We start from the raw sequence: 25,875 nt of genomic DNA, 5'->3' as shown, positions 1-25,875 counted from the left end.
AGCTGAGTAAAAAAATGCCGAAGTCTGGCTTCGGCTTTGTTATTAGCATAAAAATATACTGATTTTCTCTCTATTTGTCAAGCGGGCTCCTCTCTTTATAAGGGTGGGGTGAGTTGAATAAAGTGAGTGGTGCTTGTTGATTTTGGAATGACTGCCTAATGATCAGTTTTGTGTGTGTGGCAATATTGCTGTTTTCTGATTTCTGTAATAAAAAATTGACATATCAAGGTATTATTTATATAAATAATATATTCTAATAAATTTTTGAAATATATGGAGGTTGTTGAGATGAGAAGAAATTGTTTAATGAAACTGTTGTCTTTGGTTATTTTATTATGCTTCACAGCAGCAAATGCTTATTCAGCAGATTTGCCGAAAGTTGTTATTCTCGCGACAGGTGGAACTATTGCAGGGTCTGCGGCTTCACAAACTAATACAACCGGTTATAAAGCAGGAACTATTGGTGTGGAGACTCTGATCAATGCGGTTCCTGAGATAAAGGAGCTTGCAGAGGTTAGCGGAGAGCAGGTTTGTAATACTGCAAGCCCGAATATGACTAATGAAATTCTGCTTCAGCTTGGCAAACGGGTTAATGAACTGCTTTCATCCAAAGACGTTGACGGAGTCGTAATAACTCACGGAACAGATACTCTGGAAGAGACAGCATATTTCCTTAATCTCGTTGTGAAAAGCGATAAACCAGTGGTTGTGGTCGGGGCTATGCGTCCTGCAACTGCTATCAGTGCTGACGGACCGATGAACCTGTACAATGCTGTTCTCCTTGCTTCATCCAAAGAAGCAAAAGGGAGGGGGGCTTACATCCTTATGAATGACCGGATTGGTTCTGCGCGTTTTGTTAGTAAAACAAACACTACTATGACTGATACATTCAAGTCTCACGAACAAGGTTATCTTGGAGCTATTGCTGGCGGTAAAATTTATTTTTGGAATCAGATAACCAAGAAACATACGTTTAATTCTGAGTTCGATATCAGTAAAATAAAGGAACTTCCAAGAGTTGATATTATTTATTCTCATCAGAGTGACGATGGGGTATTTTATGACGCTGCTGTAAAAGCCGGTGCTAAAGGTATAGTCTCTGCCGGATCAGGTAACGGTTCTCTGTCTGACGCAACAAAGCTGGCAGGCAAAGATGCACAGAAAGCGGGAGTTGTATTTGTTCAGTCTTCCAGGGTGAACAACGGAATAATTACTCCTAAGAAATCCGGTCGCGTTGGTCTTTATGCCAACTCATTAAACCCAGCAAAATCAAGAATTCTACTGATGGTGGCTCTTACTAAAACGAGTGATCCGGAAGTAATTCAAAGATATTTTGACGAGTACTAGATAACAAAAAAGCCGGCAGCAAAACTGTCGGCTTTTTTTATTAGGGTTATTTATTTCAGGCTGAAGCCGATAACAGCTTCAGGAGTGATAACTCTGAATGTAAAAGATTCTGTAAGGAAAAGGTTAACTTTCGATGCATCGTGGCTGTGGTAGCCTATAGCAAAATCCTGCCCTGTAGTGAGCTCTACGTCGCCCTCTCTGTCGGCAACCAGCAAAGCACCATCAACAGTCTCTGAGTAAATAATATCGCCTTTGATCTGACGTCTGACAGTGTCGCCCAGTGTCCCGCCTGGAACAACGTGTGCGAGAAATTGCCAGAGAGCGGGATTTACAACAAGGTTTGCACCAGATGCGATGCCTTCTTTCCTCATGCGCCCCTGTGCCTCACTTATGGCGTCAACGAGATTGTCTTTGTCAAGTGTCATGTTAATTCTGTTTTTGGCTGCAACCTGATTAAGTCCGACTATTCCACTGTCTTTGAAGCCGTTATAAACAGCGTTTTCTTCAAAGTCTGCCATTTTTCTAGCTGCTTCGGCGAGGTCATCGAGTGCTATGTCTTTAGCGCCTCTGTCTATATTATCCAGCTCCCATATATCAAGAGAAAAATTGATTCTGGCTTCAACAAGGGGGAGTACGGTATTGACGCCGTAAACAACATCTTTTGGCGATTTGTTATCTGAGATTTTGAGTCTGCCGAGGTTAACAGCGGCAAAATTGATACCGTATGGACCTTCAACGTCAGCAAATCTCCTTGCTGAGAGGTTAGCCTTAAGTGTTTCTTTTGCTATAGTATTAATTTCGTCCCATGCGGCGGAGCCTATAGGAGCGAAATCTTTTCTGAGTAAGTTCATATAAACCTCCTTGGTTTACTTCTTTTTGAGACTGCCTATGCTTAAGTCTCCTGAATTGTCAGCATCTTCTGAAGTAGCACCAGAGAGAAATTCCTCTTCTACTTCTGCATAGCCTTGCTGATAAAATTTTTCTTCTTCCGGATCAAGTTCTTTTAAAAGCCGGAGAAATTCTCCTGCGTGGACTTTTTCTTCATCTGCGATGTCAATAAGCACCTGCTGAGCAAGCTTATTATCAGTCGATTCAGCTAGCTGCTGGTAGAGCTGGATGGCTTCGTACTCTGCTGCAACCATGAATCTGATTGCTCTGATAAGCTCTTTGTCCGTGAGCTTTCTGTCACTTTTTAATCCACTGAAAGGGTTTCCAAAATCAGGCATTGAATCCTCCTAATATTTTTTACTGTCCTTCAGGACAACATAATTATATTCTAGTCCTCATAATGCTTTTTTACCAGCACTTATTTTGTTTAAATTATCTATAGATAAAAAATATCAAAAGCTGTGACGTAGTTTTTTATAACAGAACGAAGAGAAAACGTATGTTCCGACAGCTTGATGGTTTATGCGTCTGATTAATTATTACTAATTAACACAGCAGGGCTATACTCGTCTTAAAGCTTTTAAATACTCATGGATTTATCATTTGTATGTGTCTTTTGGGGGGGAACGATTTATTTATTAAGACTCAATTGAGATATTCAACTTGGATAAAGGGTGCAATGTGATTCTTACATAGAATTTAATTGTGGTTTTTATAAAGTGGGGAGTTGTTGGGGGCTCCCCACAAACAGGAGGAAAAATACAAATACTACACATAGTCAGGACTATATATAATATTTTACAAAACATTTAACGTATTAAATTGTTTTGAAATAAGTTGAATGCCTGCCTTGTAAGCAAGCATTCAACTATCTGGTTTAATTTTCAGTTATTTTTTTGGTTTGGGTCCTCCAAATTTAAATGTCAGATAAAATCTGAAGTCGTTATAGTCATCAGAATCTTTCATATCAACTATTGCATATCTTGCTCTGGCAGTGACACCTTCAAGAAATCCATGAAACTTGTATTTAATGCTGAAATCGATTTCTGTGGCATCAGAAGAAGCATTTGTTCCTGACTCTGGTGTGTCGAAGATCCCATATGTGGCATAAGTAGTAAGACCCTTTATACCTACATAGCCAAAATCATAATCAAGCTTAATACCATACGCATCTTCATCTGCTCTACGGGAGTTGTTCGCTTGCATAATGAACGCTTTTTCGTCACCGTAGTTAGCAATAAGATCATTTTCGCCTGTGCTGGCAAAGAATGCTCTGAGCAATGCTCCATAGGCTCTTACGCCAGTATTAAAACCATACTGTTCAGTTTTGACATCACCGGCAATCTCATCTCCAGAAGCTTTCTGGTAAAGAGCTGATGGCATTATATGGAAAGTGTAATCGCCTACTTTCTTTTCAACAGATGCTTTCAAATATGTTTGGTTATACACATCTTCTAGGTCGTAGTACCAAGCTTGAAGAGTAGAGTTGACAGCCTCTGTTGGTAAATGATATCGGGCACCCAGAATAAGGAGTCTTTTGTCATCATCAAGGTCTCTCACTTCACGTATTTCTGCCACATTTTTGAAATTCGAATCAGAATAATCAACATAGCCAGTGAGATAGTGTAAGTCGAGTGTAAGGTTAGGAATACTTTTGTTGACAACAGAAAGTCCTTTGAAAGTTCTTTTCTGAAGACGAATAGGGTCGATGTGTGCAAATGGAGTAAAAATCTCATGTGCACCAAGCTTTACATTAGTGTTAAAATAATCCGCTTGGATGTAATACTCTTGAAGACGTGAAAAACTATCGTGTTTACCATTATTATCTGCGAGCAAACCGCCATATACTGCTTTGTTATCATCACTTCCAAGATCGTTACCTGAAACATAAGCAAGACCGGCACTAAGACCGTGTAATGGTGCTGTATGAAAATATAGTGCTGTACCTCCAGCGAAGTCTTCTTTGTCTTGTGTTTTTCCGTCGTAGTCTCTGCTGAAAAAGAGAGTACTCAGTTCCCCTTTCAGTGTTCCTTCTGTAAATGCTTCCTTTAATGTTGTAGCAGCATCAGCATACATGCTAAAGAGAAAAATTATTAATATTGCTAATACTTTGTGTATCTTGAGTGTTCTCATTTTAAATCTCCGTTTATATAAGTTAATTTTATCAACATAAATCTAGGACTTAGCAGCATGTTTGCCTGCAAGACGTCCAAAAGTTGCAGCGCGACCCACGCTAATGGCTATGATAGGGAATGGATAATCATTCGCTCCACCAAAGAAACCACCAGAAGTATTACCTGCGGCATAAAGCCCGTCTATGACTTTTGCTTCTTTATCAAGAACTTGCATTTCAGTATTTATGTTGAGCCCACCGAGGACTACTGAAACACAGCATTGTCTTGGTATACCGTAAAAAGGTGCTTTTTTGATGTAAGATAAATCTATAGCAATTTTACCAAAATCTTCATCAACGCCTTTGTCTACAAGCTCGTTGTATCTTTCAATTGTCTTTTTAAGAGGACCTGCAGGGAGATTCAATTTGTGTGCAAGTTCTTCTAAAGTGTCAGCTTTAACGATGCGGCCTTTTTTAAGAGCGTCTTCAAACAACTGACGGTTGATCGGACTTGTAACTCTTGGAGGAAATTGTTTAATGTTTTCTTCCCAGTCAGCGTCGAGAATATTATAGTAATAGCCATCCGGATTTTGAGCATTAAGGGTCTGGTTCCCCATAAGGTAAAAAGGAATATCCTCATTACAAAGACGTTTACCTTCTTTTTGAACTGCGAGCCAAGGCAGACCACGACCGGGCGCATCTCCATCTGCGAAGTCAAGTGTGGAGTGTACATGTGCCATCTTAGTATGTGGTCCTTGCTCCATGGCAGCACCAGCCCACATTCCCATAAGGTGACCATCCCCCGTATTGGTTCTGGGTGTATAGTAGTTGCCTAGGCCTACGGCACTGGGACAATATTTCGCAAGCATATCAGGGTTGTTGCTATAGTCCCCAGTACAAAGGATTACTCCTTTTTTGGCGTTAAATTGTTTATATTCACCGGTTTTTTCATGTTTAGCAATAACACCGGTCACTCGCCCTTTTTTATTTCTAACAAGTTGAACACCAGGTGTATAAAAACGGAACTCAACACCCTCTTTAATTGCAGCTTCAGCAATTATATTGATGGCTTCCATCATTCCGCCTTTCCATTTGTGTCCTGTAGAGAAAGAATTGAACCAATATTTACCACCGCTTTCACCAGATGGCGAACCTGCCCAATGCATAAAAAAAGCAGAAGAGTTTGCTGTTCTTTTTGTGATATCATTAGCCCAGTCAAGTGTCTCACCACTGTGATCAGCCCATAATTTTAGTAATTCAAATTTAGGCTTGTTCAAACTTTGGTAATTAAACTCGTTGATGGCTTTCATTTTGTTAATATGTATGTTTTTTTCTTTCTGTAGTTTTGAATCTATAGCACCAAAAGTATTACCATGGCACATGACAACAGGCCCCTTTTGCAGCACTATGACTTTTGCTCCTGCCTCCTGAGCAGATTTACACGCCATAATTCCTGAAATCCCAGCACCAACTACCACAACATCAGTTGTAACAGTCTCTTTTATCTTAGATGCAGGAATAGGTTCAGGAGCTTTTTCAAAGTCGATACAGTCAGAAGCTTGCTGTTTTGCATCTGCTTTAGATGGAAGTCCGCCAACCACGCAAGCGGAAGCGGCACCAAGGGCAGCTACAGCACTTGTTTTTAAAAAACCTCTTCTTGACACATCAGTTAGTTTTTTATCTTTAGGATCCATTTTAACCTCTCAATTATATTACTGCTCGGTTTTGACTGGTTCACTCCAACGTTTTGGCAGAGTTTTCATCCATGGCTGAACATGACATTTAGCGCATAAAAGGTCGGATTTGCTATGCATGCTGTGACATGTTGAGCAATTGAGCTCTCCAACGTGTTGAGAATGTGGTCGAACTTTTCCTTTTCCAAATGGGAAGACAACTTCCTTGTCAACTTCTTCTTTGTCGTGACATCTAAGACAAAAGTCGTCGCCAAAATCACGTTTTCTTAGTTTGCTGGAAGAATCCTTTTTTGATACACCATTTGCGATATACTCCTCATGACAATCTGCACAAGTAAGACCAGCATCACCATGTGCTTGAGCAAGTAAGTCACCTGAATAAAGTGAATTATAATATGGTTCAATGACGTGGCAGGTTTTGCAATATTCCGGATCTTCCAGATTCTTGTTTTTTGGACTTGCAATAGCAGCTGAAGTTAATAGCAAAGCTAGTAACGTTACTGATGACATTACAATAAAAACTTTTGTTAGCCTCATAAAATCCATCTCCTGTAAGCATTATTCCGTTTTCTCCAGATTTGCAAATTAGTTGACTAAATTGCAAAACGGTTCTTAAGGCACGAAAAAATAATTAAACAATTGTATTTTTCGTATTTCCTGCGTACCCAGTCAAAGCACATCAGCTCTTTGCTTTAGGTACATATTTAATAGAAAAGCTAGCTTTAAAAAGAAATCTAAGGTATAAAGTGGCTTTATAGTCAAGGGTGTTTTTACTGCAATTTGCATATTATTTTAATTACGGATCAAAAGCATGAAATTGAAGATAAACGATATTGCAAAACTTTTCGACTGCACTACTGAAGCCATCCGCTATTACGAGAAAGAAGGGATTCTTGTCCCTGAAAGAGACCCTGAGAATAATTATAGATATTATACGGTTCAGCATCTTAAGCTTCTTGCGAAATGTGCTTTTCTTAGGTCGGCAGATTTTTCTGTCAAAGAGATAACTGAGATCATGACTGAGGGGACTATAAACAATATTGGTCAACGAATGGCTGATAAAGAACTTGAGCTGGTTAAAGAATCTGAAAGGTTATTGCGTATCAGCCAAACTTTGGCAAATTGCCGAAAGAAGATCGAATCAATTCCAAGCAAATTGAATACATTTACCGTTACAGAAAACCCGGAATTTATTTATTTGATAAATCAGCATAATAAAAATATATATCAAAACTATGCGCTGTCTGAATTAATTTCTAAGTGGTTGAAAAACTTTCCGGAAGTAAAGCTATGTGTTTTAGTCAAACAAGAAGATTTGATTCAAAAGGACTCACTGTCCCGATATCATGGATATGGTGTACAAGCATCTTTGGTCGACGTTCAGAAATTTGAACAGGCAGGACTATCTAAGCGTTTAAAGCCAAGGAAATGTTTGTACACGATACAGGCGTTTACTATTACAAAAGAAAGCAGATTAGCATCAACCCGCTTAATGATGGATTACATAAAACAGAATAATTATATCGTTAATGGTGATATGTTTGGGACCCAATTATTTATTGACCAAGAGTATTTTCTTGATCCTGATATCCCTAAAGGTAATTTATATTACGAATATTGGATCCCTATCGAATGATTTTTGCCCGGAGTTTTGTGTCTTCGGCTCATAGCGTCTGTCGTTATTTGTGCATTGCCCGAAGTCCGTTGGCTATGACAAGCATACTGGCTCCCACATCAGCGAGAACAGCCATCCACATAGTTGCCGCCCCCATGAGTGTCAGAGTGAAGAAGACAGCCTTAATGCCCAGTGCAAAAGTTATATTCTGGACTAGGATTCCAAAGCTTGCTTTGGATAGTTTTATAAAGTGAGGTATTTTCCTCAGGTCGTCATCCATCAGTGCAACATCGGCTGTTTCGATGGCGGTATCTGTTCCTGCCGCAGCCATAGCAAAACCTATGTCAGCTTTCGCCAGAGCGGGGGCATCATTGATCCCGTCGCCAACCATGCCGACTTTACCTGATTTGCCGAGTTCTTTTATGACGTTAAGCTTATCCTCAGGCAGAAGACCGCTTCTGAAGCTGTCAACGCCTACCTGTTCTGCAATTGCTTTTGCAGCGTGTTCGTTATCTCCGGTGAGCATAAGAGTTTTGACACCCGCCTTTTTAAGCATACTTATTGCCTGTGCGCTGGTGTTTTTTACAGTGTCTTCAACTGCGAACAGAACCTGAACTTCTGCATTGTTGAAAAATGCAACGATGGTTTTTCCCCGCTTTTCCAGTGTTATAATCTTTTCTTCCAGCTCCGGAGGGCATTTCAGTATCTCTTTTATAAGGTTTTTGTTACCCAGATACCATTTTTGTTCATTAATAATGCCGCTGACTCCACGACCGGGGATTGCTTTGAAATCTCTCACGTCGGTCAGTGTTATATTATTTTCCTTTGCATTGTCTGCAATAGCTCTTGAAACAGGGTGATCTGACCTGCCTGCAATACTCGCTGCCATGCTTACGGCTTTTGTCCGGTCAAGGCTCCCTGTGAGGACAAAGTCAGTTTGTTTAGGCTTTCCGTTTGTGATAGTGCCTGTTTTGTCAAGGGCAAGCCACTCCAGCTTACGTCCCTGTTCCAGAAATATTCCGCCTTTTATAAGGATACCCGCCTTAGTGGCAGCGGCAAGTCCGCTTACGATAGTAACAGGGGTTGATATAACAAGTGCACATGGGCATCCGATAACCAGAATAACGAGTGCTGTGTATATAGACGGGATCCATTCATGCCCCATGAGGATAGGCGGTATGACGGCTATGAGGAATGCTGCTATAAAAACCGCCGGTGTATAATATTTAGCAAAAATATCTATAAAACGCTGAATAGGTGCTCTGGAGCCCTGCGCCTCTTCAACAGCATGAATGATGCGCGCGATTGCAGAGTCTGTTGCTCCGGCTGTTACCTGAAATCTGAATGAACCGGATTCGTTTATCGTTCCGGCAAAGACCGTGTCTCCGGCAGATTTTTCAACAGGTATGCTTTCCCCTGTTATCGGTGCCTGATTTACTGCTGAGTGCCCGTCTGTGATAACGCCGTCCAGCCCGATGCGTTCTCCAGGTTTAACACGGACATTTGCCCCTATGGCAACTTCTCGGATGTCAACTTCAGCCCATGTACCGTCTTCCTGAAGTACAGTGATAGTTTCCGGAGCGAGAGCCATCAGGTTTTTTATTGCGTTTCTTGCACGGTCCAGCGCCTTTGCCTCTATCACTTCTGACAGGTTGAAAAGAACCATAACCATAGCAGCTTCAGGATATTGTCCAATGATAGCGGCTCCTGTAACAGCAACAGACATGAGGGCGTTGATGTTAAGCCTCATGTTTTTAACAGCTATCCACCCCTTTTTATAAGTTGAGAAACCGCCCAGAATGATAGCGATTACTGCGAGTATCATAGGCAGGTAGCTGATTACATTAACGCCCCAAGGCGACCAGTTGTTGATATCGAACCCCAAAGGGGTACTTCCCCAGTCGTGCATTAACTCAAATATCTCTGAAAATACTGCCAAAATACCTGCTGCGGCTATCTTTCCCCATTGGGTTTCCGGAGCTTTGAGGTCGTTTGTCTCTTCATTATTATCGTTTATAAGCTCAGCGCCCATATTAAGAGAGTGCAGAGCCTTTGAGATTTCGGGCAGAGCAGCAGGCGAGTGCCGGACTTTCATTGTGCGTTTCATAAGGTTAAATTCCAGCCCTGTAACTCCGGTCATGGGGAGAAGTTTAGTTTTAATAAGACCTTCTTCAGCAGGGCAGCACATCCCAGCCACAGAGAACACAGAAACTGATTCATTACTCTGAGAAACAGGTTGAGGAGCCATGTTGATGGAGTGTAGTGCCTCTTCTATACAGGTTGTATCAGTGAGTTCATGATCAATTGTAAGCATACGTTTCATGAGATTAAATTTCATCTCGGTTATTTCGGTGATACCAGACAGTTTTTTGCGTATGAGTGCTTCTTCAACAGGACAGCACATATTTGCAATGATATAGACTGCTCTGGACGATGAGATTTCTTCCGGTTGTTCCTGATATATATGTTCCGGCACTTCATGACAGCTTGAACAGCATGAACACTGCTCTTTTGTCTCCGAAGGTGCTACGGCAAAGTTTCTGTTATTCATCTCTTGCTCCTTGGGTTTTCTTGAAAAAAGTATCTTTAATATTTTCTATATGCTGGCAACATAGAACCTATAGTAACTATAGAGTCAAGGAGTTTTACGAGAAAAATATTTTTTGAGCTGTTTGTTAAATTGGTATAGAAAAATATTGTTTAGCAGACTTTTGAAAAACTATCGCCGGGACAATGATTATTTTTATACGCTTTTGTCTGGTTGGAGTTTTGACAAATTTGAACCTTATAGTTATTATAGTGTTTATGTAGCAAAAAACGTAAGGAATGGTTATGAAAATAGGGGAACTTTCAAAAAAGACAGGGTGTAAAGTCGTTACTATAAGGTACTATGAAAAAGAAGGGCTGCTTAAAACTCCTGACAGAACAGACGGGAACTACAGAGTCTACGGCAAGGACGACCAGGAACGTCTTGAATTTATTATGCACTGCCGCAGGCATGGTATGATGCTTAATGAAATAAAAGAGCTTCTTGTTTTTCGTGAGCACCCTCATAAGGACTGCACATGGGTGACAGAACTGCTGGAGAACCATATCAAAGAGATGGAAGAACAGATAAAATCCCTTGAAAGCCTGAAGAGCAGCCTTGAAGGGCTTAAAGAACGCTGTGACGGCGGGCTGGACGGAACGTTGTGTCCAATAATGAAGCAGCTGAACAACGGGCTACTGTGCTGTAACCTGAACCATAAATGTACGGCAGTTTCCGGTGAAAAGCAGCGCACTTAGCCTATGGGAGATATGTAGTACCCCTGAGAGACACCTTCCAGATCGTTATGGAAATAGAATGAAGACGGGTCAGTCTCTTTTATTGAATTTATAAAAAGGGGCAGCTCCTCGTGGGTGACTATCGTTTTAATTATCCAGAAACTTTCACCCGAGTAGCCTCCTGTCCCTTGTTGCAGAGTGTATGTTCTGTGGGCAGACAGGCTTTTTATCTTATCCGCCACTGCTTCACGGTTTTTGGTCATTACAGAGAGCATAGAGAGCTTGAATTTTTTATAAAAGTTATTCAAAACCTCTGTGGAGACAAATATGTATATGGATGTATACATGAGAGTGTTTACAATTGATTCATAATTCCCGTATTTAAGCAGTTCCATCAACAGTCCGAATCCTGTGGAAAAGATAGCTGCGAATATAGCGATAAAGCCCACAGGTTTAAGGTATTTCATTGCAAAATAAGCCCCGAGTATATCTTCATCGCCTGAAGAACCTCTGTTTTTAAACGCAAGAGCTTTTGCCACGCCGGCAAGAAGACCGCCGAAGATAACGAGTATTATTCTTTCGTTTTGTGGTTCAGGTTGTGCGAATTGCAATTCCGGCAGGAAGGCAAGCGCTGTAATTACCGTTGCGACCACTATTAGTGTGCGATATGCAAAAACCATTCCGACTTTTATAAATGCAAATGAGATAAGAAAAAATTGAAAACACACATAGAGCACGATGAATAGGGTGTAGCTGTCGTAGTAGTATGATAAACCAGTTGCTATACCTTCTGTTCCGGTGAGTATAACTTTAGAAGGTAATACGAAGTATTTCAGAGCGGATGCATAAAGCATACCTGCAAAGAGCAGCAGAAAATGGCTGATTAGTGATGATTTCATTAATGTTTCCTTATACTCGTATATATTCATTTTGGGTCAGATGGTTTAGTCTTTTTGGCTTAGTGATATGAATAATATATATAATTTGTTTTCAGGTCAACCGGAGTCGAATAGTTGTTTGTAAAATTTTCCTGATAAACCGTAGAGTTACGGTGTTTACGGCAACACTCTGAAAATCGGTACTTGCTATTTCACTGCAAAAAAAACAGAGCGTCCGAAGCTTATTTATGGCTGCTTTGCCATTGCGTTTTCTCTCCCCCAGCGGCACATTTCGTCAATGATGGGCAAAAGCGAAAGTCCTTTGTCTGAAAGTGAATATTCCACTTTAGGAGGGATCTGCGGATATTCTTTACGAATGATGATTCCGTCTTTTTCCAGCTCTTTAAGCTGGGCACTGAGCATTTTATGTGTGATATACGGGATATTTTTCTTAAGTTCTCCATATCTCAGGATAAGCTCGCACCCAAGTTCATAAATAATTCTGGTTTTCCACTTACCGCCTATTATAGATACGGTATATTCGAAAGGTGCTTTTTTTGTCCGGCAAAGTGTCTTCATTGATCTTAACTCTCTTTTTGGTTAGTATATTACATAAAAGTGCATACTATCTTTTTAAACCATTTTAAGCATAATAACAATGAAGATAAAAAACAAGAGTTGTCTGATGGCTCTGCATGCTATTGCAGACGGCAGCTCTGTATGAATTAAGGAGGATGCATGATGGATTTTTTAGAATTGGCAAAAGATAGGTACTCTGTCAGGAAATTCAGTGAGAGAAAAGTTGAGCAGGAGAAGATTGATTCTATTCTCGAAGCGGGCAGGCTGGCTCCAACTGCTGTTAATTATCAGCCCCAGCGCATACTTGTTATAAGCTCGGATGAAAGTCTGGATAAGTTCAGAGACTGCACTCCATATCATTTTAATGCACCTCTGGCGCTGCTTGTGTGTTATGACAGTGAAGTGAGCTGGAAGCGGTCTTTTGATAATAAAGATATGGGAGAGGTAGATGCCTCTATTGTAGCTACACAGATGATGCTGGAGGTGACAAATCTCGGGCTGGGGAGTACATGGGTAGGGCATTTCGATCCTGAAAAGATTCGAAACGCTTTTAAAATACCTGCAAATATAGTTCCTGTGGCTCTTTTCCCCGTTGGATATCCGGCTGAATCAAGCAAGCCAAGCCCGAAGCACTCCAGCCGGCTGGCAATAACTGAGACAGTGTTCATGAACTCCTTTTAGAAAGGATCACCGACTGTTGTGAAAATATTATTCTGGTGTATACCTGTTTCTGCGGCAATTTACCAATCATATATGATTCGTATACAAACCGCTGATGAAATGGGTATACAGCAGTTGATATACCCAAAAAACTTTTCTTAATTAAATTAAATTCTAATTGTTTGTTGAGATTTTCGCTGAATCTAGTATTTTCATAGTTCCCTTATTTTTTAAAGATACAGTTTTAAAAGGAGTGTTATTATGAGAAATCACTGGAGCAGCCAGCTTGGTTTTCTTCTGGCTGCCGTTGGTTCAGCAGTGGGACTTGGCAATATATGGAAATTCCCATACATCACCGGAATGAACGGCGGTGGTGCTTTTGTTATAGTTTATCTCATTGCAATTGTTATCTGCGGTCTGCCGCTTCTGATAGCAGAGCTTTTGATTGGGCGTGAAACTCAGAAAGATATCGTTGGTTCATTTAAATCACTAAGCAAGAACCCTTTATGGTCAAACCTCGGCTGGCTGAACTTTGCTGCAAGTTTTATCATTTTATCTTACTATGGTACTGTAGCGGGGTGGACTCTTGACTACCTGCTGAAGTCTGTAACTGCCTCGTATATCCATCTTCCGGCAGAAGAGATAACAGGGCTTTTCGGGCAGCTTGTCGGTGATGCGTATACTCAGCTATTGTACTTTACTATTTTTATGATCCTTACCGTTCTGGTTGTTTTAAACGGTGTTAAGAAGGGGCTTGAACGTTGGAATAAGATACTCATGCCATCACTGTTTGTCATACTGGTCATTATGTTTGTATACGCCATGACAACCGACGGAGCCGCCAAAGGTATACGTTTTATGTTTTATCCCGACTTCTCCCGTCTTTCTGTGGATGGGGTTCTTGAGGCTATCGGGCATTCATTTTTCACATTGTCGCTTGCCATGGGGATTATGGTAACTTACGGCTCATACATGGATCAGAAGGAGAGTATTTTTCCTATGGCTTCCAGAGTGGCAATACTTGATACTGTTGTTGCGCTGGTTGCAGGGCTTGCTCTTTTCCCTATAGTTTTTACTGTGGGGCTGGAACCCGCTGCGGGACCTGGGCTTATTTTCAAGACCCTTCCGCAGGTTTTTGCTGTGATACCTTTCGGACATCAGCTTTCATTGCTTTTCTTTGTTCTGCTTTCATTTGCAGCATTGTCTTCTATGATCTCAATTTTTGAAGTTGTGGTTGCGTATCTTATTGATGAAAAAGGCATAGGACGTACAAAAGCATCTCTGATTATGGGTGTTGCAGTTTATATTGCAGGTATACCTGTTGCACTTTCTTACAATGTCCTTAGTGATTTTACAATCATCGGTATGCCGATTCTTGACGGGCTTGATAACATAGCGAGTAACTATATGCTCCCTATAGGTGGGATGCTTACTTCTGTTTATGTGGGTTATGCTTTGAAAAAAGAGATTGCGCGCCAGCAGATAGTTGACTCCGACAAACTTGTCAAAGTATTCAATGTCTGGTTTTTTCTGATCCGCTTTGTTACCCCTGTAACGATATTTATCGTTTTCCTCAACAAAATAGGGCTATTCGGGTAATATTCGCCTGACGGATTGATAATATAAGCATTAAGGCACTCTTACAGGGTGCCTTTTTTAATAATTTGATTTGCAGTTATAACCGTTATATACTTAACCTGTTTCCTCCTATTAAGGACCTGTACAGCAGAGGTATGCAATGGATTATCAGATATTAATAGTTTATTCAGTGGTTTCGTTTTTTTATATAATAAGCCCCGGTCCTGCAATTTTTCTTGCCATAACAAACGGCATGACAGCAGATATGAAGATTGTTGCAATGTCTTCTCTTGGGAATATCCTTGGGCTTTTTCTGCTGTCGGCTGTTTCAATCTCAGGGCTTGGTGCGCTGCTGCTCGCCTCTTCGGCACTGTTTGCAGTAACTAAGCTTGTTGGGGCTGCTTATCTGATCTATCTGGGCGTTAAGCAGTTGAGAAATGGCAAGCATGGTCTAACAGCAGATTTTGATGCTTCTGCGAAAAAAGCCAGAAGTAGTTTTTCATATTTCAAAGAGGGCTTTTTCCTTGCGTCTACAAACCCGAAACCGATACTTTTTTTCGCTGCTCTTTTCCCGCAGTTTCTGAACCTCAAAATTTCAGTTCTACCTCAGTTTTTTGTTATGACCGTGATATTTATGTTTTTTTCTTTCATATCCTTATGCAGCTATGGATATGTTTCTAAATCTGCCGGAATGTTTATAAATAACCGGAAAAATATTGTATGGTTTCACCGCATTACCGGCGGTATATTTATTACTATGGGGCTGGGGATTCTTCGGCTCAAACGGATTCAGCAATAGAGGCTGGTACTGATTTTGTCAGCTATTTTCCGGTATCATCGGGTTATAGCCAAATTTGTCATATTTCTCCAGAAACAGCCTGACAATCGCCTGTTCAATCTTACCTTTTCTGCGTGAGGGCACCGGAACGCGAACGAGTAGATTGAGCGTGTCCTTGTCCGCCATTATGATTGTCACTCTTGGGTCAACGTTCGGAGCTTCAAAGGCGGTTCTGCTGCTCAGCTTTTCCATATGTTTTCTTGCTTCCTCGATATAGTCCTGCACGGTTTCATTTGCAGCTTCAAGGAGTACTTTTTCAGCTTCCTGCCATTTTGCGCATGAACTTATGGGGACAGAGAAGACATGCAGAATATATTTTTCTGTAAAGGTTTCGTTGATAAGCGGGTGGGAAAGGAAGATGCCGTTTGGTATGTTGATGCTTCGTCCCGTATATTGGTGAGAGCTGACCCCCGGACCAATCTCAAGAAGAGTTGTGGAGAGCAGGTCAATATTTACTACATCGCCTCTGTAGTCACCTATGTGTATCCGGTCACCTATGCGGTAAGACTGGGAATAGTTTCTGATCATGCCGCCTGTTACGCATAAAATAAGCTCTTTAGTAGCAAGAACTATCGCAACCGCAAGGGCTGTGATGGACAGAGCGAAGTCTTTTATATGGGAAAGCCATATGAAAGCTACGGTGAGAATGACCAGAAGCATAAAGAATTTTCTGGTGTATACCATTGCTCGCATCTTTGCCTCTTTGTGATGGAAATCTCTGTTTTTGATCATTTTCAGAGATATATTTCTCAGCAGGATGATGATTGCAATTGTTATGATAGTTGAAGCTATTCTTATAAGCATTTCATTTTCGATGGGCATATAAACTCCGTTCAAAATCTTTTTGCCAGTGTTTTAGTCAGCATAGGGTAAACTATTGCAGTCAGCAGTGCGGATATGATCAGCATAGCGGCCTCTGTCTCAGTTATCACCTTATAATTCATGCCGAACATTGCCACAGTTACCATAAGCGTCAGAGGGAAGGAGAGAGCAACGGGGGCTATCATGAAAAGCCTGAATGAAACCCCTGTGAACAGAAAATGAATCATCGAAAGATATCTGATAAGCAGCAAAAGGATAGATATCAACACTGCTCCTATGATCACTTCTGTGTTGGCGAGGTAGGATATCTTGAAGTTAAGCCCTACGTTTATGAAAAATATAGGAATCAGAAAGCCATTCCCGACACCGCTGAATATCTCTTGTATGTCATGTTTGGAGCGGAAGAGGAGTGAAAACAGCATCCCTCCGATGAAAGCGCCGATGATGGGTTCTATCCCTATCAGAGCCGCCCCTGCAACAAATATAAACATATTAACAAAGTTTGCCCGTATCCCCATTTCGGAAGCTGTGCCTGTTGTTGTGAGGACGTTCGAAATACGCGGATACCACCAGATCAGCAGGTGAAAAAGCTTCGAAAATGCATAGATAGTGAGGACAAATGCTATCAGCCCCAGAAGATGCATTAATGCCTGTGTCCCGACACCATACTGGTAATAGAGTGACATAAACGTCAGACCGGCCAGAGAGAATATCTCACCTATTCCGCCGAGCACAAGCAGTGACTGACCTTCCGGTTTGTCTAAGAGCTTCAGATCCTGCAAAACAGGGTAAAGCAGACCGATTGCCACTGTCATATATGCAACACCCATGATGGGCTTTTGTCCCAGAGTGGTTGATATTGACATGGACAGCGCCGCTATGATGCTTATTGACGCTACATAGCTCATGAGCTCTTTTTTGCGCATCGAGCGTATGTTTTCAAAGTCAACTTCCAGCCCTGCCAGATACATGAGTATAAGGAAGCCCAGCTCTGCCATGAAATTTATTATGTCCTGGGTGTGCATTATCCTGTGATAAATGGGCGCAATGGCTATACCAAAGAGAACCTCACCCACAGATGGAGGGAACATAAGTTTACGTGACAGTATCGGAGCAATATATGCACCGAGCACAAGTATAAGGAGGAAAACAGCCTCACTGCTATGCATGGGTGTCCTCTACAGGGATGGCAAGCACGCTTGCCTCAGTTTTTCGGGTTATCAGATAAGGGACGTTAGGTTTGAAAACGCTCGTACTGTCTTCCGGATCAAAAGTGACAACTACCATACAGTTTTCTCCTTTGAATTGCGCGACACGCTCGACCGTTTCGATAACTGGATTACCGGAAAGTATCTCATGGTCAATGGTAACACCGTCTGACATTTCAAAATCCGCAATGAGATCCTTTCGGTAGTTGAGGTATTCCATATCTTTCTTGCCCCTTTCCCCCTCGATGGCACTGACATACAAAACAGTAAATTTAGCCCCCAGAAGCTTTGCGAATTCTGCTCCGGTCTCAAGGGCAAACGCAGGGGTTTCAGTGTTCAGGCTGATTAAGACGTGATCATATTTGGTTGTCCCGTTAGTGAACAGTATGGGAGACCTGCCGTTGTTAAAAAACTTTCTGTAATACTGAGCATAGAACAGCCCTTTCTTTTTCGGCATGACAATCATTCCGTCTTTCAGGTCGGCGATATCTTCATAGGATATTACAACTTCACCTGTAGTCAGCTCGACTTTTTCGTTTTTAAGTTTTTCCGCCAGTTTGCTTATGCTTTTGCCTTTAACCGGAAGGATATGCAGTTTGTTTGCCAATGTATTTCTGAGGAGATACACTGCTTCGTCGATAAGTTTCGGGTACTGTCTATGACAAAGAACAGCGATATTCGGTCCGAACTGAAGCGGGAAATTCGGTTCGCCTTTGGAGAGTGTTTCTATGATTCCTTTCACGACGTTAGGCTCGCCAACGATGATCACTCTGTCGCCGATGGTGATTCGTGTATTGGCGTTGGGGACTGAAGGCTTACCATTTTTATAGATCAGTGCAACGCTCCAGCTTATCGGGCGAATATGCTTAAGCTTTACTCCGATCAGGTGAGAATTTTTCAAAACCTGAACTTCAACTATTTCGCCCTCTCTGTTGCCTATGTTAACCGGCCATGAGACATTTTTGTCCAGAAGGTTTGCTATAATGTCCAGACTCATCTGTAACGGGCGGACAACTGTTATGTTAAATTCATCAAGGATGCCGGTATCGTAATCGTCGTAGCTGATAACGATGATTAATATCTCAAGTTCGAGATACTCCCTTATTATACGGCATGTTTCGTGGACTATGTCTTTATCTCTGATTGTAATAATTATCTGCGAAATTGCCTGCTTGTCGAGTTTCTTCCATGTTACGAGGCTTGACGAGTCACCGTTGATAAATTCAACGTCGTCAAACTGTCCTTTGAGTTTGTCGATAGCGGCTTCTTTTATCTCCATCACTTTGATTGTCCTCTGCTGACGCAGGTGGTCAACCATCTCTTTTTCAAAATAGCCAAGACCGATAATCAGAGTGTACTTTTCACTATTGCCATTTGTTTTATTGCTCATATATTCTCCGGAGTGGTTTGAGTTATTATACCATCTGCCTTAAATCAGCATAGCGGTATTTTAATTAAAACTGCTGCTGAGAAGAATATTATCATATATTATAATTACCAATACGAATTCAGGTGAAATTTAAACAATGCGGTTTATTTTTGTTATTTTATGTATGATCTTATCTTTCAGCCCGGTTGTGTGGTCAGAAGAGTTTAAAGTGAAAGGACTGATTAAAACACATACTAACATAGACACATACGGAGCAGCCAGTGTTATGGACATGGTTGGCGATGAAGAGGCAAAGATCGAAGCCCGTGTCCTCAGCCGAATAATGGTTGAAGGGCAAGCGGCATATAGTACATTTTTGTATGTGCACTACGAAAACAGCTTTTCCAAAGGGGAATACTTTTCCGCACTTGATGCGCTGGAAGGGAATGCCTGGCAAGTCGTAAAGCTCTCCACAGATAACTCAAAAGATGATACTCAGCTTTTTTCTCTTACGCAGGGGTATCTTGATGCAAACGGTGAAGAGGCGTATCATCGCCTCGACAGACTATATTTTCGTTACACTCTTCCTCATTCTGAAATCAGATTCGGCAGACAGGCTGTTCAGTGGGGACGGGGTATCCTTTTTGAGGCGGCGGATTTCATAAATCCTTACGAACCGACGAACAATATGCGTGATTACAGAGAAGGGCGTGACATGCTTCTGCTGCGCTGGCAGGGGTATGTGTTTTCAGATATACAGTTTATTACTGTCCCGGGGCGTAATCCGGACAGCAGAGACATAGAGACAAGTTGGTCAGCGTTTCTTCTGCGCCTGCATGAACAGATGGAGAATGCTTCTGTGTCGATTTATGGCGGAGGTTACTATGGAGACCCTGTGGCAGGTTTTGGGGTGTCATTCACATATGGAGACGGTCATGTCAGGGCAGATGCGGTGGTAGGATACGGGCAGGAGAAAGACTATGTAACTGCTGTTTTAAATGCTGATTACGAATGGCTTTTTCTGGACAGAGCTGTTACCGGTTTTGTTGAGTTTTATTATGACAGCCTCGGTGTCGACTCGGTGCAGGCGGCTGATAGAAGCAGAGAGCTTAGCGAAAAGCTGGAGAGCGGGTATATTTCTCTGCGTGACAGATATTATTCGGCTATTGGCTTGAAGTATCTGCCGGTAAATAAAATTAGGCTTTTTATCAGCTATATTTATAATGTAAGGGATAATTCCAGTATAGTACAGCCTAAAATCGAGTGGGACTTCAAAGACAATCTTCTCGTTTCTGTAGGGGCTGATTTACCTGCGGGGCGCCTTGAAACGGAATTCGGCGGCTTTTATGATGAGGTTGGCAGGCAGATAGTTACACCAGCTAAAAGAGTATACGGTCAAGTGACACTTAAATTTTAACTATAATAGTTTAATTTCTCTTAAATTTATTTATAAAAATGCACCAAAGCTCTTTACGAGTGTGCTTATAATTCATATAATGTAATGTTAACAATTCAAGTGAGGTATCAAGCCACACTAACAACGAGGATGAAATGGAAATAAAAACGACACTCTTACCAGAGAGTCAGCGCAAATGCAGCACTATCAAAGACGCTGAGTCTCTCCCATTTGGCAAACTGAGAAGCGACCACATGTTGCTCATTGACTACGCAAAAGGAGTCTGGAAGGACGCTCGTATTGTCCCTTACGGATCTCTCAGCATTATGCCGGGTGCGGTGGCTCTCCACTATGGTCAGTCCATTTTCGAGGGTGCGAAAGCATTTATGCACGAAGATGGTGAGCTTTACGCTTTCAGGCTGGAGGAAAATGCAAAGAGGCTGAACGTCTCCGCTAATCAACTCTGCATGCCTGAAATACCTGTGGATGTCCAGGTGGAAGGTATGATGAAACTCCTTGACGTTGAACGTAAGTGGTGTCCTATGCAGCCTGAATCGTCTCTGTATGTCCGTCCTTTTATGATAGGGACAGAAGACGCTCTCGGCATGGCTCCCAGCTCAACATATACATTCTGCGTCCTGCTTTCTCCGAGCGGAGCTTACTATTCAGGCGGTTTCAAACATGCGGTGAGACTCCTTGTCACAGAAAGATACCACAGAGCGGTTTCAGGCGGGACAGGAAGTGCGAAATGCTGCGGTAACTATGGTCAGGCATTTCAGGCGGCCAGATTCAGCAAAAAGTATGATGCAAGTCAGGTGCTTTACCTCGATGCTTCTAATCAATACATTGAAGAAGTCGGTTCTATGAACCACTTTCATATAACAAAAGACAAGACAGTTGTCATCCCTGAGTTTACAGACTCTATTTTACGTTCTATAACATCATTATCTGTTATGGAACTTCTCCCTTCTCTCGGCTATAAAGTCCGTCAGGAGCGTGTGAAAATTACAGAGTTTCTTGATGGTATCAGGTCAGGTGAAATCATAGAGGCAGGCGGTTTCGGTACTGCTGCCGTTGTTACGCCTGTCAGCGAATATATATTTGAGAACGGCGACATACTAACTGTCGGTGACGGCGGAATAGGTGAAAATACCAGAAAAATATATGAAGCATACACGGCTATCCAGACAGGAAAGGCAGCAGATAAGCTCGGCTGGCTTCAGAAGGTGCCGCATTTTCAATACGATTTGGCTCGCTAAAGAGCATTAATACAGCAGGGGGCGAAAGCCCCCTTATTTTTTTCGGAGTGTTTCATGTCACAATTCAGTTTTCACAGCCCTGTTAAAGCTTTTTTCGGATTTAATGCAATCGAGAACCTTCATACTCTCCTAAAACCTTATAAAAGGGTGTGTGTGGTGTCCGGCAGGACATCTATTGATAAAGCCGGTTTTAAGAAATATCTTGATATGTATTTCAAAACAAAAGAGATATTTTATTTCAGCGAGATAGAGGAGAATCCGTCTATTAATACCGTCATAAAAGGCGGTAAGTTTGCCAGAGAGAAGAAGGCGGATGTTGTGATAGGCTTCGGAGGCGGAAGCCCCCTTGATGCGTCAAAGGCTATTGCTGCTTTCGCTACAAATAACAAAGGCTTTTATGAGCTTCTCTCTCAGGACGAACTCGACAACGAGCCGCTTCCGCTGATTGCTGTCCCTGCAACCTGCGGAACAGGCAGCGAAATGAACAATTATGCTATTATTACAGATACAGAAAAGATGGATAAGGTCAATTTTGCTAAGGATAATACATTTCCTAAATATGCAGTGATCGATCCTGTTTTTCTCCGCAGTCTGGACAAAAAGATAATATATGCAACCGCATTTGACGCTCTTTCTCATGGGATGGAAGGTTTTGTTTCCACCCGCGCAAACCCCTTTAGTGATTCTATGGCTGTGACCTCTATGGAGATTATTATGGCAACATTTGCTGACGGAGCGATAGCAACAAGTGACGAGACCCTACTCAACTTTCTTTACGGTTCGACACTTGCGGGGGTTACTATCCTTCACACCGCCACAACGCTTATGCACGCCCTCGGCTATTGGCTTACAAACGAAAAGGGCATTCACCACGGGACTGCAAATGCCATACTCATGCCTTACTACCTTGAGATGCTGAGGCTGAAAAAGGTTGAACGCTATGATGCGCTCGCAGCTATTATGCAGAAGCACAGTTTTGATATACAGAAGTGGCAGAGTGAGCTTGGTTATGATGTTTCACTGAAAGAGATCATCTCGGAGAGCGAGATCGAAGCTATGGTTGACTACGCTCTTGAAAAGAAAAATGTTGAATACATGCCATTTAAAGTTGATAAAAGTTTTGTAATGGATGTCCTTGTCCGCTATTAGATAATAAAGGTTAGTCAGTGTTTACGTAAACATCCATAATGCGTTTTATGTAGTGTCTGGTTTCGCCGAAGTCGGGCACTTTTCCGTCTTTAACACGCTGAGGCCCAGCGTTATAGGCGGCAAGGGCAAGGTCTATACGCTTGAAACGTCTGTACTGAGTTGTGAAGTAGCGCACTCCCGCATCTATGTTGTCTTCTGCAAGGAACGGGTCTCCGTCGGCGATGTCGAAAAATGTTGTTGGCATTACCTGCATAAGCCCCATTGCTCCTGTTCTGCTGATTGCAAACTGGCGTCCTTTTGATTCAACATTAATCATTATATGAATGAGTTTCGGGTCCGCTCCGTATTTTTGTGAAGCGTTGAGGACGAGCCTGTCAATCTCTTCGTCGCTGGATGTAACAAGCCCCAGCCCCGCAACAAGGACGATGTGTTTTGCCAGATGATACATGCTCACTGTCCTGTTCTTGACGAAAAATGGATTAATGAGTGCTTTCGGGCTTAATGACGTAAGAGCTGTCAGGCAGTTAAGTGTTATAATGTATATTAGAAAGATTAGTAAAATTTTTTTGTATATTGCTGTTATCATAAAGGGATAATCACATAAAAACAGCTTGCAGTCAATAAAGTGTGTGTATTAGTATATTTCGAATCAAATTGGAGTAATTATGAAGATATCTGAAATATTAAAAGATAAAAGATCTGTTTCTTTTGAGTTTTTTCCGCCAAAAAAGCAGGAGAGTGAGCAGGTTCTTTTTGAAACAATAAAAAAACTCAGGAGATATAATCCGGAATTTGTTTCCGTAACTTATGGTGCCGGCGGTTCAACCACAGAAAAAACACTTGAATGGACAAAACGCATGAAAGAGGATCATGACTACAGCGTTATGATGCATTTTACGTGTATAGGTGCTGACGCAGCGGTGATAGATTCTGCAACTCAGAGTCTTAAGGAGAGCAGAGTTGATAACATCCTTGCTCTCAGGGGGGACATCCCTGCCGGTACGACTGAATTTAAACCGACTAAAGATTTTCAGTATGCTGCCGACCTTGTGCGGTATATACGTAAAACCACAGGGGATCATTTCTCTATTGGTGTTGCGGGCTACCCTGAAAAGCACCCTGAGGCAGGCAGTATGGCAGAAGATATTGATAATCTGAAACGTAAAGTGGATGAAGGAGCCGACTTTATAATAACGCAGCTCTTTTTTGATAACTTTTATTTTTATAACTATCTTGATAAAGTTCGCAAGGCAGGGATTAACATTCCTGTTGTGGCTGGAATCATGCCGCTTGTTAATCTGTCTCAGGCTGTCAAATTTACAGATATGTGCGGAGCCAGCATCCCTAAGCCTCTTCTTGAAAAAATGGAGGACAAAAGTCTGAAAGATCAGTTTGAGATCGGGCTGGACTACGCTGTGAAGCAGTGCGGCGGTTTGTGGGAGAGCGGGGCGGAAGGACTTCATTTCTATACCCTTAATAAGCACGGTGTTACGGAAGAGATACTGAAACGGATCTTCTGAAGGTATATTCATGCCTAGATACACAGAACCTCTTTACAGACCTCCCAGCGAGGCAAATTCTCTCATCTTTCAGATAACCGAGGGATGTTCATATAATAAATGCGCATTCTGCGGCATGTATACTGCAAAACCTTTTCGTGTTAAGCCTGTCGCGGACGTTATCAGAGAAGTAGACGACATCCCTGAGGAATTTGCAATGAAAGTGCATAAAGTCTTTCTGGCTGACGGCGATGCCGCTGTGTATCCCACTGAAGGATTAATTAAGATACTTGAACATATGAACATGAGATTCCCTGAAATAAGAAGATACAGTTCCTATTGCGGTCCGCAGGCTATTATGAAGAAGAGTATGGATGAGTGGAAGTCACTTTATGATGCCGGGCTGCAGCTTTTATATTTCGGGCTGGAATCAGGCAATAGAGAAGTTCTGAAACTCATGAACAAGGGGATGGACGCTTTTAAGGTTATGCCGAAAATAAAGCAGATAAAAGAGCTTGGGGTTCAGTTCTCTGTGATGATTATCCTTGGCGGCGGCGGCAAAAAGCTTAAGCAGGCACATATTGACGATTCTGCAAAATGGATCAGCGAAGTTAATCCGGATTTTCTGTCTTTTCTGACACTGTTCCTCCGTCGAAAAAAAGATTATTTCAACAATCTTGAAAAGCCGACCATGGCTGATATCCTTGATGAAACCAGAGGAATTATAGAGAAGGTTGACGGTAGGAATATTATATTCCGTTCTAATCATGTTTCAAACTTTGTGCCTCTTTCCGGAAGACTTTCTCAGGATAAAAGCAAGCTCATCAGTCAGATTGAGGACACCAGAAAAGTTATGGAGCACCGAGGCATATTGAATGAGTATCCTGATTTCTACGAGGAGTTTTGATGAAAGCTATTTTTGTACCGTCACTTGGTGAGGCAGGTAAAATCTTCCCCAATGTGAAATTTACTGAGTGGAAGCACGGGATAATGCAGGGGGAGTTCAGGGGTTATCCGGTTTTTATCACCGGGGTGTCTAAGACGCCTGTAACTTTTGCCGCTACGGCAGTTCTCGGCACTTTCGATATTTCAGAAGCTCTGCTTACCGGAGTTTGCGGGGCGTACAGAGAGAGTGGCCTTTCTGTTGGGGATGTGATTTCTGTAGAAAAAGATTACTTTGCCGACGAGGGACTATATACGGAATTAGGTTTTGAGTCATTGTTTAAAATGGGGTTTGGGTTTATGGGAAGCCGTTATATTTCGTTTAGTGCTTTCCGTGACCTGCCTGTAGCTGATTCCAATACTGTTTCGTTTTTGGATGGGGAAGGTCGCATTTCAGAAATATTGCAGAAATCAACTGGAGCATCTGTTGAAAATATGGAAGGTGCTGCTTTCGGTTATGTATGTAACATGCTGGGGATAAAGTCTTTTCAGGTAAGAGGTGTGTCTAACTTCTGTGGGAATAGAACAGAACAGCAGTGGAACTTTAAAAAGGCAGCAGCTAATTTAGAAAGGGTTTTGGACTTGTCTTTTTCGATGCAGTAATTATTTGTTTTTAGACTGTTCCTGTTAACAAATTTCAAACCTGAAAAATATATTTTTTTGACGTAAGTTGTTGTTGTGTAGGTTGTTATGGTTTAAGTGCCATAGAGGTCTGTCCTTTTTTTGTGTATTGACAATAAATCTAAATTATGTTTTATTATTAGCCATTATAACCAC

Annotated in this window: 24 protein-coding genes; 12 read left to right on the top strand and 12 right to left on the bottom strand. The window is 41.8% G+C overall.

All coding sequences use genetic code 11. From position 1 onward, the window contains the following. Positions 1-288 precede the first annotated feature (288 nt). Positions 289-1,347, top strand: a complete 1,059-nt coding sequence (locus DACET_RS09860) for a type II asparaginase (protein WP_013011230.1) — start codon at positions 289-291, stop codon at positions 1,345-1,347. Between the two features lie 50 nt (positions 1,348-1,397). Here DACET_RS09860 and DACET_RS09855 read toward each other — a convergent pair whose 3' ends face one another. The 5 genes from DACET_RS09855 to DACET_RS09835 all read right to left on the bottom strand — a co-directional run bounded on the left by DACET_RS09855 (position 1,398) and on the right by DACET_RS09835 (position 6,579). Next, positions 1,398-2,198: a family 1 encapsulin nanocompartment shell protein gene (locus DACET_RS09855; RefSeq protein WP_013011229.1), complete on the bottom strand. Its 801-nt coding sequence runs from the start codon at positions 2,196-2,198 to the stop codon at positions 1,398-1,400. Between the two features lie 15 nt (positions 2,199-2,213). Further along, a complete protein-coding gene (locus tag DACET_RS09850) occupies positions 2,214-2,573 on the bottom strand; it encodes a ferritin family protein (protein WP_013011228.1) in 360 nt (119 codons plus the stop codon). A gap of 550 nt (positions 2,574-3,123) precedes the next feature. Beyond that, entirely contained in the window at positions 3,124-4,368 is a 1,245-nt protein-coding gene (locus DACET_RS09845; RefSeq protein WP_013011227.1) for an OprD family outer membrane porin, read from the bottom strand. Between the two features lie 42 nt (positions 4,369-4,410). After that, positions 4,411-6,042, bottom strand: coding sequence for an FAD-dependent oxidoreductase (locus tag DACET_RS09840; RefSeq protein WP_013011226.1), 1,632 nt, complete (start codon positions 6,040-6,042; stop codon positions 4,411-4,413). 18 nt (positions 6,043-6,060) lie between these two features. Further along, positions 6,061-6,579 (bottom strand): cytochrome c3 family protein, encoded by a 519-nt coding sequence (locus tag DACET_RS09835; RefSeq protein ID WP_013011225.1) that lies wholly within the window; start codon positions 6,577-6,579, stop codon positions 6,061-6,063. Positions 6,580-6,853: 274 nt separating this feature from the next. On the opposite strand from DACET_RS09835, the gene DACET_RS09830 reads away from it, so the two are divergent. After that, entirely contained in the window at positions 6,854-7,678 is an 825-nt protein-coding gene (locus tag DACET_RS09830) for a MerR family transcriptional regulator (protein ID WP_013011224.1), read from the top strand. Between the two features lie 43 nt (positions 7,679-7,721). On the opposite strand, the gene DACET_RS09825 is transcribed toward DACET_RS09830, so the two are convergent. After that, entirely contained in the window at positions 7,722-10,208 is a 2,487-nt protein-coding gene (locus DACET_RS09825) for a heavy metal translocating P-type ATPase (protein ID WP_013011223.1), read from the bottom strand. Between the two features lie 281 nt (positions 10,209-10,489). Between DACET_RS09825 and DACET_RS09820 the strand changes: the two genes are divergently transcribed. Next, complete coding sequence (locus tag DACET_RS09820; RefSeq protein ID WP_013011222.1) at positions 10,490-10,942, top strand: MerR family transcriptional regulator; 453 nt, start codon at positions 10,490-10,492, stop codon at positions 10,940-10,942. On the opposite strand, the gene DACET_RS09815 is transcribed toward DACET_RS09820, so the two are convergent. Both DACET_RS09815 and DACET_RS09810 read right to left on the bottom strand, forming a co-directional pair. Continuing rightward, entirely contained in the window at positions 10,939-11,820 is an 882-nt protein-coding gene (locus DACET_RS09815) for a YitT family protein (protein WP_013011221.1), read from the bottom strand. The genes DACET_RS09820 and DACET_RS09815 overlap by 4 nt on opposite strands. Positions 11,821-12,045: 225 nt before the next feature. After that, positions 12,046-12,378, bottom strand: coding sequence for a winged helix-turn-helix transcriptional regulator (locus DACET_RS09810; protein ID WP_013011220.1), 333 nt, complete (start codon positions 12,376-12,378; stop codon positions 12,046-12,048). Between the two features lie 162 nt (positions 12,379-12,540). On the opposite strand from DACET_RS09810, the gene DACET_RS09805 reads away from it, so the two are divergent. The 3 genes from DACET_RS09805 (at position 12,541) to DACET_RS09795 (ending at position 15,415) form a co-directional block, all read left to right on the top strand. Further along, a complete protein-coding gene (locus DACET_RS09805) occupies positions 12,541-13,059 on the top strand; it encodes a nitroreductase family protein (protein ID WP_041230307.1) in 519 nt (172 codons plus the stop codon). Between the two features lie 240 nt (positions 13,060-13,299). Next, positions 13,300-14,637: a sodium-dependent transporter gene (locus tag DACET_RS09800; protein WP_013011218.1), complete on the top strand. Its 1,338-nt coding sequence runs from the start codon at positions 13,300-13,302 to the stop codon at positions 14,635-14,637. 139 nt (positions 14,638-14,776) lie between these two features. After that, positions 14,777-15,415: a LysE family translocator gene (locus DACET_RS09795; protein ID WP_013011217.1), complete on the top strand. Its 639-nt coding sequence runs from the start codon at positions 14,777-14,779 to the stop codon at positions 15,413-15,415. Positions 15,416-15,433: 18 nt separating this feature from the next. Here DACET_RS09795 and DACET_RS09790 read toward each other — a convergent pair whose 3' ends face one another. Genes DACET_RS09790 through DACET_RS09780 form a run of 3 tightly spaced genes read right to left on the bottom strand, consistent with a single transcriptional unit; the run spans position 15,434 to position 18,874 of the window. Next, positions 15,434-16,276: a mechanosensitive ion channel family protein gene (locus tag DACET_RS09790; protein ID WP_013011216.1), complete on the bottom strand. Its 843-nt coding sequence runs from the start codon at positions 16,274-16,276 to the stop codon at positions 15,434-15,436. Positions 16,277-16,287: 11 nt separating this feature from the next. Continuing rightward, positions 16,288-17,445: a cation:proton antiporter gene (locus tag DACET_RS09785; RefSeq protein ID WP_013011215.1), complete on the bottom strand. Its 1,158-nt coding sequence runs from the start codon at positions 17,443-17,445 to the stop codon at positions 16,288-16,290. After that, on the bottom strand, positions 17,438-18,874 hold the full coding sequence (locus tag DACET_RS09780; RefSeq protein ID WP_013011214.1) for a TrkA C-terminal domain-containing protein: 1,437 nt from the start codon (positions 18,872-18,874) through the stop codon (positions 17,438-17,440). The genes DACET_RS09785 and DACET_RS09780 overlap by 8 nt, the downstream gene beginning before the upstream one ends. Positions 18,875-19,082: 208 nt before the next feature. Here DACET_RS09780 and DACET_RS09775 point away from each other — a divergent pair, with 208 nt between their 5' ends. The 3 genes from DACET_RS09775 to DACET_RS15615 all read left to right on the top strand — a co-directional run bounded on the left by DACET_RS09775 (position 19,083) and on the right by DACET_RS15615 (position 22,657). Continuing rightward, on the top strand, positions 19,083-20,270 hold the full coding sequence (locus DACET_RS09775; protein ID WP_148214179.1) for a hypothetical protein: 1,188 nt from the start codon (positions 19,083-19,085) through the stop codon (positions 20,268-20,270). Between the two features lie 134 nt (positions 20,271-20,404). Next, on the top strand, positions 20,405-21,508 hold the full coding sequence (locus DACET_RS09770) for a branched-chain amino acid aminotransferase (RefSeq protein ID WP_013011212.1): 1,104 nt from the start codon (positions 20,405-20,407) through the stop codon (positions 21,506-21,508). A 54-nt stretch (positions 21,509-21,562) separates the two neighbouring features. Further along, positions 21,563-22,657: an iron-containing alcohol dehydrogenase family protein gene (locus DACET_RS15615; RefSeq protein ID WP_013011211.1), complete on the top strand. Its 1,095-nt coding sequence runs from the start codon at positions 21,563-21,565 to the stop codon at positions 22,655-22,657. A 10-nt stretch (positions 22,658-22,667) separates the two neighbouring features. On the opposite strand, the gene DACET_RS09760 is transcribed toward DACET_RS15615, so the two are convergent. Then, entirely contained in the window at positions 22,668-23,243 is a 576-nt protein-coding gene (locus DACET_RS09760; protein WP_041229964.1) for a lytic transglycosylase domain-containing protein, read from the bottom strand. A 79-nt stretch (positions 23,244-23,322) separates the two neighbouring features. Here DACET_RS09760 and metF point away from each other — a divergent pair, with 79 nt between their 5' ends. Genes metF through DACET_RS09745 form a run of 3 tightly spaced genes read left to right on the top strand, consistent with a single transcriptional unit; the run spans position 23,323 to position 25,701 of the window. Further along, the gene (gene metF, locus DACET_RS09755; RefSeq protein WP_013011209.1) at positions 23,323-24,177 is read left to right on the top strand and encodes a methylenetetrahydrofolate reductase [NAD(P)H]; all 855 of its coding nucleotides are present in this window, start codon (positions 23,323-23,325) and stop codon (positions 24,175-24,177) included. A 10-nt stretch (positions 24,178-24,187) separates the two neighbouring features. Beyond that, a complete protein-coding gene (locus DACET_RS09750; RefSeq protein ID WP_013011208.1) occupies positions 24,188-25,063 on the top strand; it encodes a radical SAM protein in 876 nt (291 codons plus the stop codon). Further along, positions 25,063-25,701 carry a phosphorylase family protein gene (locus DACET_RS09745; protein ID WP_013011207.1) on the top strand — a complete coding sequence of 213 codons (639 nt, stop codon included), beginning with the start codon at positions 25,063-25,065 and terminating at the stop codon, positions 25,699-25,701. Before DACET_RS09750 ends, DACET_RS09745 begins: the two co-directional genes overlap by 1 nt. Positions 25,702-25,875: the final 174 nt, after the last annotated feature.

The organism is Denitrovibrio acetiphilus DSM 12809 (assembly GCF_000025725.1).
Lineage (GTDB): Bacteria > Chrysiogenota > Deferribacteres > Deferribacterales > Geovibrionaceae > Denitrovibrio > Denitrovibrio acetiphilus.
Note: the sequence above shows the minus strand (reverse complement) of the source record. Positions and strands in the feature narration are given on the sequence as shown.